Here is a 14,028-nt window from a genome sequence, read left to right on the forward strand (position 1 = left end):
TTCAATGACGGCGATAATGCGGCAGCCGCACTATTTGGTAATCATCCGTAACAAAGTTTTTCATGGGGGAGGAGATGGGAGGATGAGGGAACGACCACGGGGAACAGAAGTTCCATCACAAATACAAATGTGTGATCTACCAAGCAAATTTCGACCTACATTATTGTGTCTGACACCACAGAATAGGCAGCAGTGTTAAGTCGGTCACAATAACTCGTCGGGGGGCGTAGAGAGGGGGAGGATGATGGTGTATCCAGTTGTGACTCAATATGTCAGCGTAATGTATTAGTCTCTGTAATAAACGTTTTGGTCAGTGTAATGAACGTAATGACTCACAAGAAAGTCGGTACCCACAAAATTGGATAAAAGGATTGGATTATGACTCGCAGCTTCACAAAATCCGGCATTGGTAAGACCGCACGTGTTTTGGCCCTTTCAGCGCTAACCACGCTGGTGCTCTCTTCCTCTGCTTTTGCCAAAATTGAAGAAGGTAAACTGGTTATCTGGATCAATGGCGATAAAGGTTATAACGGATTAGCCGAAGTCGGTAAGAAATTTGAGAAAGATACCGGCATCAAAGTCACTATTGAGCATCCAGATAAACTGGAAGAAAAATTCCCACAAGTGGCGGCGACAGGTGATGGCCCGGACATTATCTTCTGGGCACATGACCGCTTTGGTGGCTACGCGCAATCTGGCTTGCTGGCGGAGTTACACCCTGCTAAAGCTTTCCAAGACAAGCTGTTCCCATTCACCTGGGATGCCGTACGCTTTAATGGCAAACTGATTGGTTACCCCATCGCCGTCGAAGCCTTGTCTCTGATTTATAACAAAGATCTGGTTAAAGAAGCGCCAAAAACATGGGAAGAAATTCCTGCGCTGGACACCAAGCTGCGCGCAAATGGCAAGAGCGCCATCATGTGGAACCTACAAGAACCCTACTTCACTTGGCCACTTATCGCAGCTGATGGCGGTTATGCTTTCAAATCTGAAAACGGTGTCTATGATGTCAAAAACGTCGGCGTGAACAATGCCGGGGCGCAAGCCGGCCTGCAATTTATTGTTGATCTGGTGAAGAACAAGCACATCAATGCGGATACTGATTACTCCATCGCAGAAGCAGCCTTTAATAAAGGTGAAACCGCGATGACCATCAATGGCCCATGGGCCTGGTCAAATATTGATAAGAGCAAAATCAATTACGGCGTGACCTTGTTGCCAACCTTCCATGGTCAACCATCCAAGCCGTTCGTCGGTGTTCTGACTGCCGGTATTAACGCCGCCAGCCCGAACAAAGAACTGGCGACTGAATTCCTGGAAAATTATCTGATAACCGACCAAGGCCTGGCTGAAGTTAATAAAGACAAGCCGTTGGGGGCGGTGGCATTGATTTCATACCAAGAGCAGCTGGCAAAAGATCCACGGATTGCGGCCACAATGGATAACGCCACCAAAGGCGAAATCATGCCGAATATCCCACAAATGGCGGCCTTCTGGTATGCAACCCGCAGTGCGGTGTTGAACGCCATCAGTGGCCGTCAGACCGTGGAAGCTGCACTCAATGATGCAGCGGCACGTATCGTCAAATAAGAGTTTCACCTGCCAAGGGGCGCGGTTCGCCGTGCCCCGACCCAGTTTTCAGTTGTCATGCTGTCATGATGCTCACAGTCATTGACCTTGCAGCAAGGCAGCCAGTGAATAAATCCCGGTGAACTGATACAAGTCAGTGAGTTGGGTGAGCGAGAGCAGCTAACAGCGCTGTAACTTCAAGTACGAAGAGTATGAAAGGGACCATTATGCAGTTATCCCACACCGAGTATCAAAGCCGTAAAAAGAAAACCGCCTGGTGGCAAAGTGATGTTCTTAAGTGGCTGATTATCGGCACATTAAGCTTATTCACCTGCTATTTGATCGTGTTGATGTATGCTCAGGGTGAATATCTTTTTGCCATTGTGACACTGATTTTGGTGAGTCTGGGGCTGTATGTTTTCGCCAACCGCCGCGCCTATGCCTGGCGCTATGTTTACCCTGGTGTTGCCGGGATGGGGCTGTTTGTTCTGTTCCCGCTGATTTGCACCATCGCCATTGCCTTTACTAACTACAGCAGTACCAACCAGTTAACCTTTGAACGCGCCCAGTCGGTGTTAATGGACCGGCAATTCCAGACCGGCAAAACCTATACTTTTGGTCTCTATCCGAGCAGTGAACAATGGCGGCTACAACTCACCAATCCGGATGACAATACCGTCCTGATTTCAGAGCCTTTCAGCTTGAATGCCACTGGCGAGCAAAAAATAAATGTCACGCCAGCCAGTGCCGAACAAACCACCGAACGCGCCTCTTTGCGGGTTATTACCCAAAATCGTCAAGCCTTGAGTGGATTGGTGGCTATTTTGCCCAGTGGCGGTGAACTGCGCATGAGCTCACTGCGCCAGTTTTCTGGCACCAGCCCGCTTTATAAGCTAGGCGCGGATGGTAACGAACTGATTAATCAGCAGACCGGGGTGACATATCGGCCGAATCCGGATGTCGGTTTCTATCAGGCCATCAATGCAGACGGGCAGTGGGAAAATGAAAAACTCAGCCCCGGTTTTACCGTCACTATCGGCTGGAAAAACTTCCTGCGGGTGCTGCATGACGAGGGGATTCAGAAGCCTTTCATCTCAATATTCATCTGGACCATTATTTTCTCATTATTGACTGTCGTCCTGACGGTGGCGGTCGGTATGGTTCTGGCCTGTGTCGTGCAATGGGATGCTCTGAAAGGCAAAGCCGTCTATCGGGTGCTGCTAATCTTGCCGTATGCCGTGCCAGCATTTATCTCAATATTGATTTTCAAAGGGTTATTTAACCAAAGCTTTGGTGAAATCAACCTGATGCTCAGCCACTTATTTGGTATCAAACCGGCGTGGTTTAGCGACCCTATCACTGCAAAAAGCATGATACTGATCGTCAATACTTGGCTTGGTTATCCTTACATGATGATTCTGTGTATGGGGCTGTTGAAAGCCATCCCCGATGATTTATATGAGGCATCGGCAATGGACGGCGCTGGCCCGCTCCAGAATTTTTTCCGCATCACTTTGCCTTTGTTGATTAAGCCATTGACGCCACTGATGATTGCCAGCTTCGCCTTTAACTTTAACAACTTCGTATTGATTCAGTTATTGACCAATGGTGGCCCAGACATGATTGGTACCACGACGCCTGCGGGATACACCGACTTACTGGTCAGCTACACCTATCGCATCGCCTTTGAAGGCGGCGGCGGGCAGGACTTCGGCTTGGCGGCGGCAATCGCAACACTGATTTTCATTCTGGTAGGCGCGCTGGCGATACTGAATTTGAAAGCCAGTAAAATGAATTTTGACTAAGGAGGAGATGCAGATGGCCATGGTTCAACCTAAATCCCAGCGTTTGCGTCTATTAGGCACCCATTTTCTGATGCTGTGCTTTATCGCGCTGATAATGTTCCCGCTGCTGATGGTGATTACCATTTCACTGCGGCCCGGCAACTTTGCCACCGGGAGCTTAATCCCGGATCAAATCTCTTGGGAACATTGGCAACTCGCACTGGGCATGAGTGTGACTCATGCTGACGGTAGCGTGACACCGCCGCCATTCCCGGTCATGTTGTGGCTCTGGAACTCAATCAAGATTGCCGTGATAACGGCGATAGGTATTGTCACACTCTCCACCACTTGTGCTTATGCTTTTGCCCGCATGCGCTTTCGTGGCAAAAGCACTCTGCTGAAAGGGATGTTGATTTTCCAAATGTTCCCCGCCGTGCTGTCTTTGGTGGCGCTGTATGCCTTATTTGACCGCTTGGGGCAATATTTGCCATTTATCGGGCTCAATACTCACGGTGGGGTTATTTTTGCTTATATGGGCGGGATTGCTCTGCACGTCTGGACCATCAAAGGCTATTTCGAAACCATTGATAACTCATTGGAAGAAGCCGCCGCCTTGGATGGCGCGACGCCATGGCAAGCTTTCAGGCTGGTGCTGTTACCGCTGTCGGTGCCAATTTTAGCCGTCGTCTTTATTCTGTCATTTATTGCCGCCATCACTGAGGTGCCGGTCGCGTCATTACTGCTGCGCGATGTGAATAGTTACACCCTCGCGGTGGGGATGCAGCAATATCTAAACCCACAAAACTATCTGTGGGGCGATTTTGCCGCGGCTGCCGTGCTCTCTGCCATCCCAATCACAGCCGTATTCCTGCTGGCACAGCGCTGGTTGGTTGGTGGCTTAACGGCGGGCGGGGTAAAAGGCTAAATATTTCTCGTTGGTTTATGTCGTTACTATTGATTATGCCGCTGCTTCACTTGCTGTACTTTCATCCTCTGGTACTGTGTCTTTAGGGCGGCCTGAATGGCCGCCATTTTTATGCTTAAAATCAAAACATTACTCGCGCTTTAACCTTTCAGTATTGGCTAAGTACAGAGTTACCACCAGCAATAATATGGATGCTGAATAAATCAGTGTATCAATGGGGCTTTCATGATCGACAATGATCAACCGAATAATAGCCGTGATCCCAATATAGATAAAATAGCGCAATGGGAAGTGATAACCAGACTCAAAATACTTCACAATCAAGGCAATAAATTCAAAATACAGGAAATAAATCACAATGCCTTCAATCAGCATATAGGAAGAAGTTTCCTGATTATTTATAAATAGCATTTGCCCCAAATGAATGGTCTCTTTTACCAGAAAGACCACCAAAATAGCCGCTAATACAATCAACCCCGCATTCAATAAACGCTGTAGATTTTTAGCTACCCACTGAGAACGTGAATTTTTGGCCATAAATACCCCATAAAAAGTAGGCGAAACAGCCTGAGACTATCACAGCAATGCTGCATTCGAATCAAAAAAAGCCCCTTACTAAAAGTAAGGGGCTAACAAGCGCGGATCAAGGAGCTTGGATGTGTAAGTTTAACGCCAGCTCTTGAAACGGTTAATCAACGCATTAGTAGAACTGTCATGGCTGGTCACATTTTTGTCATCTGCCAGCTCCGGCAAAATACGGTTAGCCAGTTGTTTACCCAGCTCAACACCCCACTGGTCAAAGGTGTAGATGTTCAAGATAATCCCCTGCGTGAAGATTTTGTGCTCATACAACGCAATCAATGCACCCAGGCTGAATGGGGTGATTTCACGCAACAAAATAGAGTTGGTTGGCCGGTTACCCTCAAACACTTTGAATGGCGCAACATGAGCCACTTGTTCTGGGGTTTTACCTGCCGCCGCAAATTCAGCTTCCACTTCTGCCAGTGACTTACCAAAAGCCAAAGCTTCAGTTTGTGCGAAGAAGTTAGACAGCAGCTTCGCGTGGTGGTCACTCAGTGGGTTATGACTGATTGCCGGAGCAATGAAGTCGCAAGGAACCAATTTGGTACCCTGATGAATCAACTGATAGAAAGCATGTTGACCATTAGTACCCGGCTCACCCCAGATAATTGGGCCAGTCTGGTAATCAACCGGGTTACCGTTGCGGTCAACATATTTACCGTTAGATTCCATATTACCCTGCTGGAAGTAAGCCGGGAAACGGTGCATATATTGGTCATAAGGCAGGATAGCTTCGGTTTCAGCACCAAAGAAATTGTTATACCAGATGCCAATCAATGCCAACAGGATTGGCAAGTTCTTCTCCGCCGGAGTTTCTGCGAAGTGTTTGTCCATGGCGTGTGCACCACTGAGCAGCGCTTCAAAATGATCAAAACCGACCGACAGCGCGATAGACAAGCCAATAGCAGACCACAAGGAGTAGCGGCCACCGACCCAATCCCAGAACTCAAACATATTGTTGGTATCAATACCAAAATCGCCAACAGCTTTTGCATTGGTAGACAATGCCGCAAAGTGTTTAGCCACATGCGCCGGATCACTCGCGGCAGACAAGAACCAGTCGCGCGCACTGTGGGCATTGGTCATGGTTTCTTGCGTGGTGAAGGTTTTTGATGCCACCAAGAACAATGTTGTTTCTGGATTCAGTGGCTTCAAGGTTTCCGCAATATGGGTGCCATCAACGTTAGAAACGAAATGCATATTCAGATGATTTTTGTATGGGCGCAGCGCTTCGGTCACCATGTAAGGGCCGAGGTCTGAACCACCGATACCGATATTGACGACATCGGTAATCGCTTTGCCGGTATAACCTTTCCAGTCACCGCCAATCACGCGGTCACAGAATTGCTTCATTTTCGCCAGTACCGCGTTCACTTCCGGCATCACATCTTTGCCATCAACCAAAATCGGGCTATTGCTGCGGTTACGCAGAGCAACATGCAACACCGCGCGGTCTTCAGTCCGGTTAATTTTCTCACCGGAGAACATGGACTTAATCGCCCCAGCCAGATCGGTTTCTTGAGCCAGCGCTTGCAGTTTTTCCATGGTTTCGCTGGTAATGCGGTTTTTTGAGAAATCCACCAGCATTTGATCGTCAAAAGTGGCGGAGAATTTCTCAAAACGCTGCTTGTCCTTGGCAAACAGATCGCGGATTTGCACATCTTTCATCTGTTCAAAGTGTTGCTGTAACGCTTTCCAGGCAGCGGTTTGACTAGGATTAATATTTTTCATAGCGGCGCTCTTCTAGGCTTAAGGATTAATGAAATGAATACATTGATTGTATCCTGTTACCCTGTGATTGAGATCTCTTTTCTTGCGATAGGTGATATCTCTCGAAACAACTTTTGATCTGCTTCCTGTTTTCTCTCTTTCCCTTAATCTACGCCCCGCCCATGAGGTAAATGCCGCATTGTCAGCCGATATCCAGTTAAATTAGTTATATGAAGTGACAATTTATTAAATATGAAAATACCTCATGGTCATATCGTTGACAGCAAGCCGATAACCCGTTATTCCTAAAGACCTACTTACGCACCGAGTGCGTAAGCCAGAAGAGGTGCGTCGCCCAGGTAAAATGTCGGAGGAGCCGTGATCCGCTGAAGACACTCGAGGGGGAGCGACGCCGAGACACGATGATTTCGGCCATCAGCGTGTCGACTGCAGGGGCTGAATCCCCTGGGTTGTCACCAGTGCCGTTCCTTTAGGGCGGTCAACAAGGTGGAGCGCTTCTGGGTGTAACGTAGAGTTATTTCTACGCCTGCCCCCTAACTTACCGCTCTTCCCTTGTGCCAAATCTAATACAGATGACCACCCAAGATGGCATCCCTGACACGAGGTTTTTTAGATGATTCAAGTAGCACCCCAACGGACTGGCAGCGCCTCCTCCCCGACGGTTGTCGCCAAATTTGGCGGCACCAGTGTGGCTGATTTTGATGCCATGAGTCGCAGCGCTGATGTGGTTTTATCGAACCCGGATGTTCGTTTAGTGATTTTATCGGCCTCAGCCGGTATCACCAATCTGTTGGTCGCGCTGGCCGATGGTTGCGAACAGGAAACTCGCGCCCTTCATTTAGCTGACATCCGCCGCATTCAATACAGCATTCTCGCCAAACTCGCGGATCCGGCGGTTATCCGTGAAGAAATTGACCGCATGCTGGAGAACATTGCCATGCTGTCAGAAGCCGCCAGTCTGGCAACCTCGGCAGCACTGACTGATGAGCTGGTCAGCCACGGCGAATTGATGTCGACATTATTGTTTGTCGAACTATTACGCCAGCGCCAAGTGGCGGTGGAGTGGTTTGATGTGCGCAAAATTATGCGCACCAATGACCGCTTTGGCCGCGCCGAGCCAGATACTCATGCATTGTCTGAACTGGCTCAGGCCCAGTTAGCGCCGCGCATTGAACACGCCATTATCGTGACGCAAGGTTTTATCGGCAGCGAAAGTAAAGGGCGCACCACCACACTTGGCCGTGGTGGCAGTGATTACACTGCCGCACTGTTGGGCGAAGCACTTAATGTCAGCCGCATTGATATCTGGACGGACGTTCCCGGGATTTATACCACTGACCCGCGCGTGGTGCCCGGGGCAAAACGCATTGATAAAATCGCCTTTGAAGAAGCTGCTGAAATGGCGACTTTTGGCGCCAAAGTGCTGCATCCTGCCACCTTATTACCGGCAGTGCGCAGTGACATTCCGGTGTTTGTCGGCTCAAGCAAAGACCCGGAGGCCGGCGGCACGTTGGTGTGCAATGAAACTTACAATCCTCCGCTGTTCCGGGCATTGGCGCTGCGCCGCAAACAAACTTTGCTGACCCTGCATAGCCTGAATATGCTGCACGCCCGCGGTTTTCTGGCAGAAGTTTTTAATATTCTGGCGCGCCACAATATCTCGGTTGACTTGATAACTACCTCTGAAGTGAGTGTGGCACTGACCCTAGATACCACCGGCTCAACCTCGACCGGCGACAGCTTGCTGACCAGTTCGCTGCTGACCGAGCTTTCCTCCCTGTGCCGGGTCGAAGTGGAAGAAAATCTGGCATTGGTGGCCATTATCGGCAACAACTTGTCACAAGCCTGCGGGGTGGGTAAAGAAGTGTTCGGTGTGCTCGACCCATTCAATATTCGTATGATTTGCTACGGAGCTAGCAGCCACAATCTGTGCTTCCTGGTGCCGGGTAATGATGCAGAAAAAGTGGTGCAAACGCTGCATCATAATTTATTTGAATAATAGATTATTTGAATAACAGATTGATTACAAACAAAAACCGGCCCCAATCGGAGGGTCGGTTTTTTGTTGTTTATCGTGAAATTAGTCAGAAAATCTTTAATTTTCAGTGCCATTTCCAATGTAAGGCTGACTTTTTGCCATGACAAAATGAATGGCTTTAACGCCAACAGAACTGGATGATAAGGCGCGCGAATTCCCGCCCCCCTATTACCTCGGTGCTGAAGTTTCGTCCATGGTGTTAAATGTGACCTTTTTCTGCTGAGCATGTTCCTGCTGAAGAAAAAGCTGCCGAGTAAATTGCTTACCTTCCGTCATCCTTCGCCCAGTTGCTCGCCCAATACCGCAATTCCTGATGTTACCTACCGAAAATAACTTTTCAGCAATAGCGCTACCCACCACTTTAGCCGCCAGAGATTTATTCAGTGGTACAGACAATAACAAAGGCCTATTTACTTTTAATATTCCACCCATTGCTGGTGTTCTCCAAAGTTCACTATGATTAAGGAATCACAGAGTAGCGAACGTGCGCTGGCCCCTTCTATCATAAATCGTAGATGAAGTTTGTTCCGTCAGTCCGCATCATAACCCAAATTGGGGGCCAGCCAGCGCTCGACCTCAGCCACTGGCATCCCTTTGCGCGCGGCATAATCTTCAACTTGATCGCGCTGAATCTGCGCCACGGCAAAATATTTGCTGTCCGGATGGCTGAAGTACCAACCCGATACCGATGCCCCCGGCCACATGGCGTAGGATTCGGTCAGTTTCATGCCAGTGTGAGTTTCTACATCCAGCAACTGCCAGATTTGACCTTTCTCTGTGTGCTCTGGGCAGGCCGGATAGCCCGGGGCTGGGCGAATCCCTTGATAATTTTCGCGTACTAACTCTTCATTGCTCAGATTTTCATTAGGTGCAAAGCCCCAATACACTTTGCGCACCCGCTCATGCAGATATTCAGCAAATGCCTCGGCCAGCCGGTCAGACAGCGCTTTAATCATAATTTTATTGTAATCATCATGTTGAGCATCATAGGCATCAGCCAGCGCGTCCTCCTCCAGCCCGCCGGTGACGGCAAAAGCACCAAAATAGTCGGCTTTACCACTGAATTTAGGGGCCACATAATCCGCCAGACAATAGTTCGGGAAGTCGGTTTTCTCCGTTTGTTGCCGAAGATGATGACTGACCACCAGCACATCATCACGCCGCTCATCACGATAAATCTCAATATCATCACCCACACTGTTGGCCGGGAATAGGCCGACCACCCCTTTCGGATGCAGTAAATTCTCTGCCGACAGCTTATCCAACATCTCGTTGGCATCGGCAAACAGGCGCTTAGCTTCCTCGCCAACCACTTCATCTGCCAGAATGCGCGGATACTTACCCGCCAGCGACCAAGTCATAAAGAATGGCGTCCAGTCAATGTAGTTGCGCAAGGTTTCAATGCTGGCCTCCACCGCCTGCACACCTAATTTGTGTGCTGCTGGCGGCGTATAATTTTCCCAATCGATAACGGCGCAGTTGTCCCGGGCGGCTTGCAAACTCACCGGCGGGGTACGTGGTTTCTTGCGGGCATGCTGGATACGGACGGTTTCATATTCTTTGCGCGTTTTGGCCACAAATTCATCGCGTTGAGTGTCAGATAACAGCGCGGAAACCACCCCCACACTGCGCGAGGCATTAGAAACATAGGTGGTGGAGCCGCTGTAATTTTGCTCGATTTTCACCGCCGTATGCGCCTTGGAGGTGGTTGCACCGCCAATCAACAACGGCAAAGTAAAGCCCTGGCGCTCCATCTCCTTGGCCACATTCACCATCTCATCGAGCGATGGAGTAATCAGGCCAGACAAGCCAATAATATCGACCTTTTCTTCCCGCGCGGTACGCAGAATTTTTTCCGTCGGCACCATCACGCCCAAATCGATAATTTCGTAGTTATTACATTGCAGCACCACGCCAACAATATTTTTGCCGATGTCATGCACATCACCTTTGACCGTCGCCAGCAGAATTTTGCCCGCCGTGGTGCCTTTCTGCTTACTGGCTTCAATATAAGGTTCGAGATAGGCGACCGCCTGTTTCATCACTCGGGCAGATTTCACCACTTGCGGCAGGAACATTTTTCCTTCGCCAAACAGGTCGCCGACCACATTCATCCCCGCCATCAATGGCCCTTCGATAACCTCGATTGGCCGGGCGGCTTGCTGCCGGGCTTCTTCCGTATCCAGCTCAATGAATTCGGTAATGCCTTTAACCAGTGAATATTCCAGGCGCTTCACTACCGGCCAGCCGCGCCATTCCGCTTGCTGAACCGCTACTTCATCACTTTTACTGCCACGGTACTTTTCTGCCAGCTCCAGCAGGCGCTCGGTACTGTCATCGCGGCGATTAAGAATGACATCCTCAACCGCATCACGCAGTTCATCCGATAGGTCGTCATAAATCGCCAGCTGCCCGGCATTGACGATACCCATATCCATACCATTACGAATCGCGTAATAGAGGAATACTGCGTGAATAGCTTCACGCACTGGGTCATTGCCCCGGAAGGAGAAAGAGACATTGGAGACACCGCCTGAAATCATGGCGTATGGCAGTTCGGCTTTGATGTCGGCACAAGCTTCAATAAAATCAACAGCATAATTATTATGCTCTTCAATGCCGGTGGCGACGGCAAAAATATTCGGGTCAAAAATAATATCTTCCGGCGGGAAGCCGACTGTTTCTGTCAGAATCTTATAAGCACGGCGGCAAATCTCAATTTTGCGCGCGCGAGTATCTGCCTGCCCCTGCTCATCAAAGGCCATGACCACCATGGCCGCGCCATAACGCCGCACCAATTTGGCATGATGAATAAAGGCATCCACCCCCTCTTTCATCGAAATGGAGTTGACGATGCCCTTGCCCTGAATGCATTTCAGCCCTTTTTCGATGACATCCCACTTCGAGGAGTCAATCATAATTGGCACCCGGGCAATATCGGGTTCACCGGCAATCAGATTGAGAAAGCGCACCATCGCCGCTTCAGCATCCAACATGCCTTCATCCATGTTGATATCAATGATTTGCGCGCCACTCTCAACCTGCTGGCGTGCTACATCCAGTGCCTCGCCGTATTTTTCTTCTTTTATCAGCCGCTTGAAGCGGGCTGAGCCAGTAACGTTAGTCCGCTCACCGACGTTGACAAATAAGGTGTTGGCATCAATTGTCAGCGGTTCCAGCCCGGCCAAACGGCACGCCACCGGAATATCCGGTAACGGGCGCGGCGCAACCCCCGCCACGGCTTTGACCATCGCGGCGATATGCTGGGGTGTGGTGCCGCAACAGCCGCCGACAATATTCAAAAAGCCCGCTCGCGCCCACTCGCCAATCTGCTCGGCCATCTCTTTGGCTTCCAGATCATATTCACCAAAGGCATTCGGCAAACCGGCATTCGGGTGCGCACTGACATAATATTCAGAAATACGCGATAACTCAGCGACGTATTGACGCAACTCATCTGGCCCCAAAGCACAATTGAGGCCAAAAGAAAGCGGTTTTACGTGGCGCAGAGAGTTATAGAAAGCTTCCGTGGTTTGGCCAGAGAGGGTGCGGCCTGAAGCATCGGTAATGGTGCCGGAAATCATTACTGGCAACAATACACCCATGGCTTCAAATTCAGATTCAACCGCGAAGGTGGCGGCTTTGGCATTCAGGGTATCAAAAACGGTTTCAATCATGAGAAGATCAACACCGCCCTCAATCAGCGCGCGGGTTGATTCACGATAAGCTTCAACCAGTTGGTCAAAACTGACATTTCGGAATGCCGGATCATTCACTTTTGGCGAGATAGACGCAGTTCGGTTAGTTGGCCCGAGCACCCCGGCAACATAGCGGGGTTTTTCCGGTGTCCGAGCCGTCCATTCATCGGCGCAAATGCGCGCCAGACGGGCAGCTTCATAGTTAATTTCCGCGGACAGCGACTCCATCTGATAATCCGCCATGGCAATGGTGGTGGAGTTAAAGGTATTGGTTTCGAGAATGTCAGCGCCGGCTTCAAGATAGGCATTATGAATGGCAGTAATGACTTCCGGCTTGGAGAGCACCAATAAATCATTATTCCCTTTCAGATCACTGGGCCAATCCGCAAAACGCGCGCCTCGGTAATCGGCCTCTTCCAGTCGATAGCTCTGAATCATGGTGCCCATACCACCATCCAGCACCAAGATCCGCTGCGCTAACTGCCGATGTAATTCCTTAACTTTATTATTTGTAACTGTGTCCACCACTGTCGCCTCTTTACCCTGTTGCCTCGCCATTATCTGATACATATTTTGTTATTTATTGGTATCAGACATGCTGAAAAAGTTATCCCTACAAACCTATCAGCCATCCTAGCACAAGTTATCAATGTAATGAGTCCAGTCACAGTTGAGACTTTTTCAGGTAGCAAACCAAACTCATCGGATGAGCTTTTTTTCCGGTTTGCATGCATAATTGAAAAACGAAAATGAGTTCCATAATAATAGAAGAGGGCTGATTTATGGCGTTACCGATTTCGATTAAACGGGGAAAGAAACCCAAGACAGCCGCGCAAACCACGGCAGCACCAACAGGCCAAGTTCAATCATTGACACGGGGCCTAAAATTACTGGAATATATTTCCGAATCACAAGGCAGTGTCGCACTAACTGATTTAGCGCAACAGGCCGGTTTACCCAATTCCACCACTCACCGCCTGTTAACCACCATGCAACAGCAAGGTTTTGTCCGCCAGGTGGGGGATTTAGGTCTTTGGACGATGGGCGCGCACGCCTTTATTGTCGGCAGCAGCTTTTTGCAAAGCCGTAACTTGCTGGCAATGGTTCACCCGATGCTGCGCCGTTTGATGGAAGAATCTGGTGAAACGGTGAATCTGGCGGTACTTGATCACAGTGACTATCAAGCCATTATTATCGACCAAGTGCAATGTACCGCACTGATGCGGATGTCCGCGCCGATTGGCGGCAAACTGCCCATGCATGCCTCTGGTGCCGGTAAAGCTTTTCTCTCCACCTTGTCAGATGAACAACTGATACAGTTATTACATAAAAAAGGGTTGCATGCCTACACCCAGCATACTCGCACCAACCCTGCCAGTCTGAAAAAGAACCTGGCGCTGATCCGCAAGCAAGGCTATTCCTTTGATGATGAAGAACATGCACTCGGCCTGCGCTGTATCGCCGCCTGCCTGTTCGATGAACACCACGAAGCTTTTGCTGCTATTTCCATCTCCGGCCCGGTATCACGTATTACCGACGATCGCGTTACAGAACTGGGTGCGCTGGTCATTCATGCTGCCAAAGAAATCACGCAATCTTACGGCGGTGGTAATCGTAGCTAATGCACCAACCGCCGTACATTGACCGACAAACGGTAGTGCCCCGGCCTTAATGGCCATGGGGCCAGTACCGGGAACCCTT

9 protein-coding genes and 1 riboswitch are annotated in these 14,028 nt (G+C 49.6%); of the genes, 5 read left to right on the top strand and 4 right to left on the bottom strand.

What is annotated here, in order from left to right; translation table 11 throughout:
- Window positions 1-378: 378 nt before the first annotated feature.
- From malE to malG, 3 genes are all read left to right on the top strand, one after another.
- A complete protein-coding gene (gene malE, locus D5F51_RS20320; RefSeq protein WP_025376717.1) occupies window positions 379-1,590 on the top strand; it encodes a maltose/maltodextrin ABC transporter substrate-binding protein MalE in 1,212 nt (403 codons plus the stop codon).
- A gap of 206 nt (window positions 1,591-1,796) precedes the next feature.
- The gene (gene malF, locus D5F51_RS20325) at window positions 1,797-3,374 is read left to right on the top strand and encodes a maltose ABC transporter permease MalF (protein WP_129198756.1); all 1,578 of its coding nucleotides are present in this window, start codon (window positions 1,797-1,799) and stop codon (window positions 3,372-3,374) included.
- Window positions 3,375-3,387: 13 nt separating this feature from the next.
- Window positions 3,388-4,278 (top strand): maltose ABC transporter permease MalG, encoded by an 891-nt coding sequence (malG, locus tag D5F51_RS20330; RefSeq protein ID WP_025376715.1) that lies wholly within the window; start codon window positions 3,388-3,390, stop codon window positions 4,276-4,278.
- 129 nt (window positions 4,279-4,407) lie between these two features.
- Here the strand turns inward: malG and psiE are convergent, their stop codons facing one another.
- Together psiE and pgi are read right to left on the bottom strand one after the other, a co-directional pair.
- Window positions 4,408-4,815, bottom strand: coding sequence for a phosphate-starvation-inducible protein PsiE (gene psiE / locus D5F51_RS20335; protein WP_025376714.1), 408 nt, complete (start codon window positions 4,813-4,815; stop codon window positions 4,408-4,410).
- A 129-nt stretch (window positions 4,816-4,944) separates the two neighbouring features.
- Window positions 4,945-6,591 (bottom strand): glucose-6-phosphate isomerase, encoded by a 1,647-nt coding sequence (pgi, locus tag D5F51_RS20340; protein ID WP_129198758.1) that lies wholly within the window; start codon window positions 6,589-6,591, stop codon window positions 4,945-4,947.
- Between the two features lie 312 nt (window positions 6,592-6,903).
- A riboswitch (Lysine riboswitch) is annotated at window positions 6,904-7,096 on the top strand.
- 108 nt (window positions 7,097-7,204) lie between these two features.
- Between pgi and lysC the strand changes: the two genes are divergently transcribed.
- Complete coding sequence (gene lysC / locus D5F51_RS20345; protein WP_129198760.1) at window positions 7,205-8,590, top strand: lysine-sensitive aspartokinase 3; 1,386 nt, start codon at window positions 7,205-7,207, stop codon at window positions 8,588-8,590.
- A 207-nt stretch (window positions 8,591-8,797) separates the two neighbouring features.
- Here lysC and D5F51_RS20350 read toward each other — a convergent pair whose 3' ends face one another.
- Together D5F51_RS20350 and metH are read right to left on the bottom strand one after the other, a co-directional pair.
- Window positions 8,798-9,061 carry a hypothetical protein gene (locus D5F51_RS20350; protein WP_129198762.1) on the bottom strand — a complete coding sequence of 88 codons (264 nt, stop codon included), beginning with the start codon at window positions 9,059-9,061 and terminating at the stop codon, window positions 8,798-8,800.
- A gap of 98 nt (window positions 9,062-9,159) precedes the next feature.
- Window positions 9,160-12,855, bottom strand: a complete 3,696-nt coding sequence (metH, locus tag D5F51_RS20355) for a methionine synthase (protein ID WP_129199528.1) — start codon at window positions 12,853-12,855, stop codon at window positions 9,160-9,162.
- 254 nt (window positions 12,856-13,109) lie between these two features.
- On the opposite strand from metH, the gene iclR reads away from it, so the two are divergent.
- Window positions 13,110-13,949 (top strand): glyoxylate bypass operon transcriptional repressor IclR, encoded by an 840-nt coding sequence (iclR, locus tag D5F51_RS20360; RefSeq protein ID WP_129198764.1) that lies wholly within the window; start codon window positions 13,110-13,112, stop codon window positions 13,947-13,949.
- Window positions 13,950-14,028: the final 79 nt, after the last annotated feature.

This window comes from Yersinia hibernica (assembly GCF_004124235.1).
GTDB classification, from domain to species: Bacteria; Pseudomonadota; Gammaproteobacteria; order Enterobacterales; family Enterobacteriaceae; genus Yersinia; species Yersinia hibernica.

What these genes read in the sequence shown, in the direction of transcription:
- malE (WP_025376717.1), top strand. Translation starts at nt 379, where the DNA reads ATGACTCGCAGCTTCACAAAATCCGGCATTGGTAAGACCGCACGTGTT.
- malF (WP_129198756.1), top strand. Translation starts at nt 1,797, where the DNA reads ATGCAGTTATCCCACACCGAGTATCAAAGCCGTAAAAAGAAAACCGCC.
- malG (WP_025376715.1), top strand. Translation starts at nt 3,388, where the DNA reads ATGGCCATGGTTCAACCTAAATCCCAGCGTTTGCGTCTATTAGGCACC.
- psiE (WP_025376714.1), bottom strand. Translation starts at nt 4,815, where the DNA reads ATGGCCAAAAATTCACGTTCTCAGTGGGTAGCTAAAAATCTACAGCGT.
- pgi (WP_129198758.1), bottom strand. Translation starts at nt 6,591, where the DNA reads ATGAAAAATATTAATCCTAGTCAAACCGCTGCCTGGAAAGCGTTACAG.
- lysC (WP_129198760.1), top strand. Translation starts at nt 7,205, where the DNA reads ATGATTCAAGTAGCACCCCAACGGACTGGCAGCGCCTCCTCCCCGACG.
- D5F51_RS20350 (WP_129198762.1), bottom strand. Translation starts at nt 9,061, where the DNA reads ATGGGTGGAATATTAAAAGTAAATAGGCCTTTGTTATTGTCTGTACCA.
- iclR (WP_129198764.1), top strand. Translation starts at nt 13,110, where the DNA reads ATGGCGTTACCGATTTCGATTAAACGGGGAAAGAAACCCAAGACAGCC.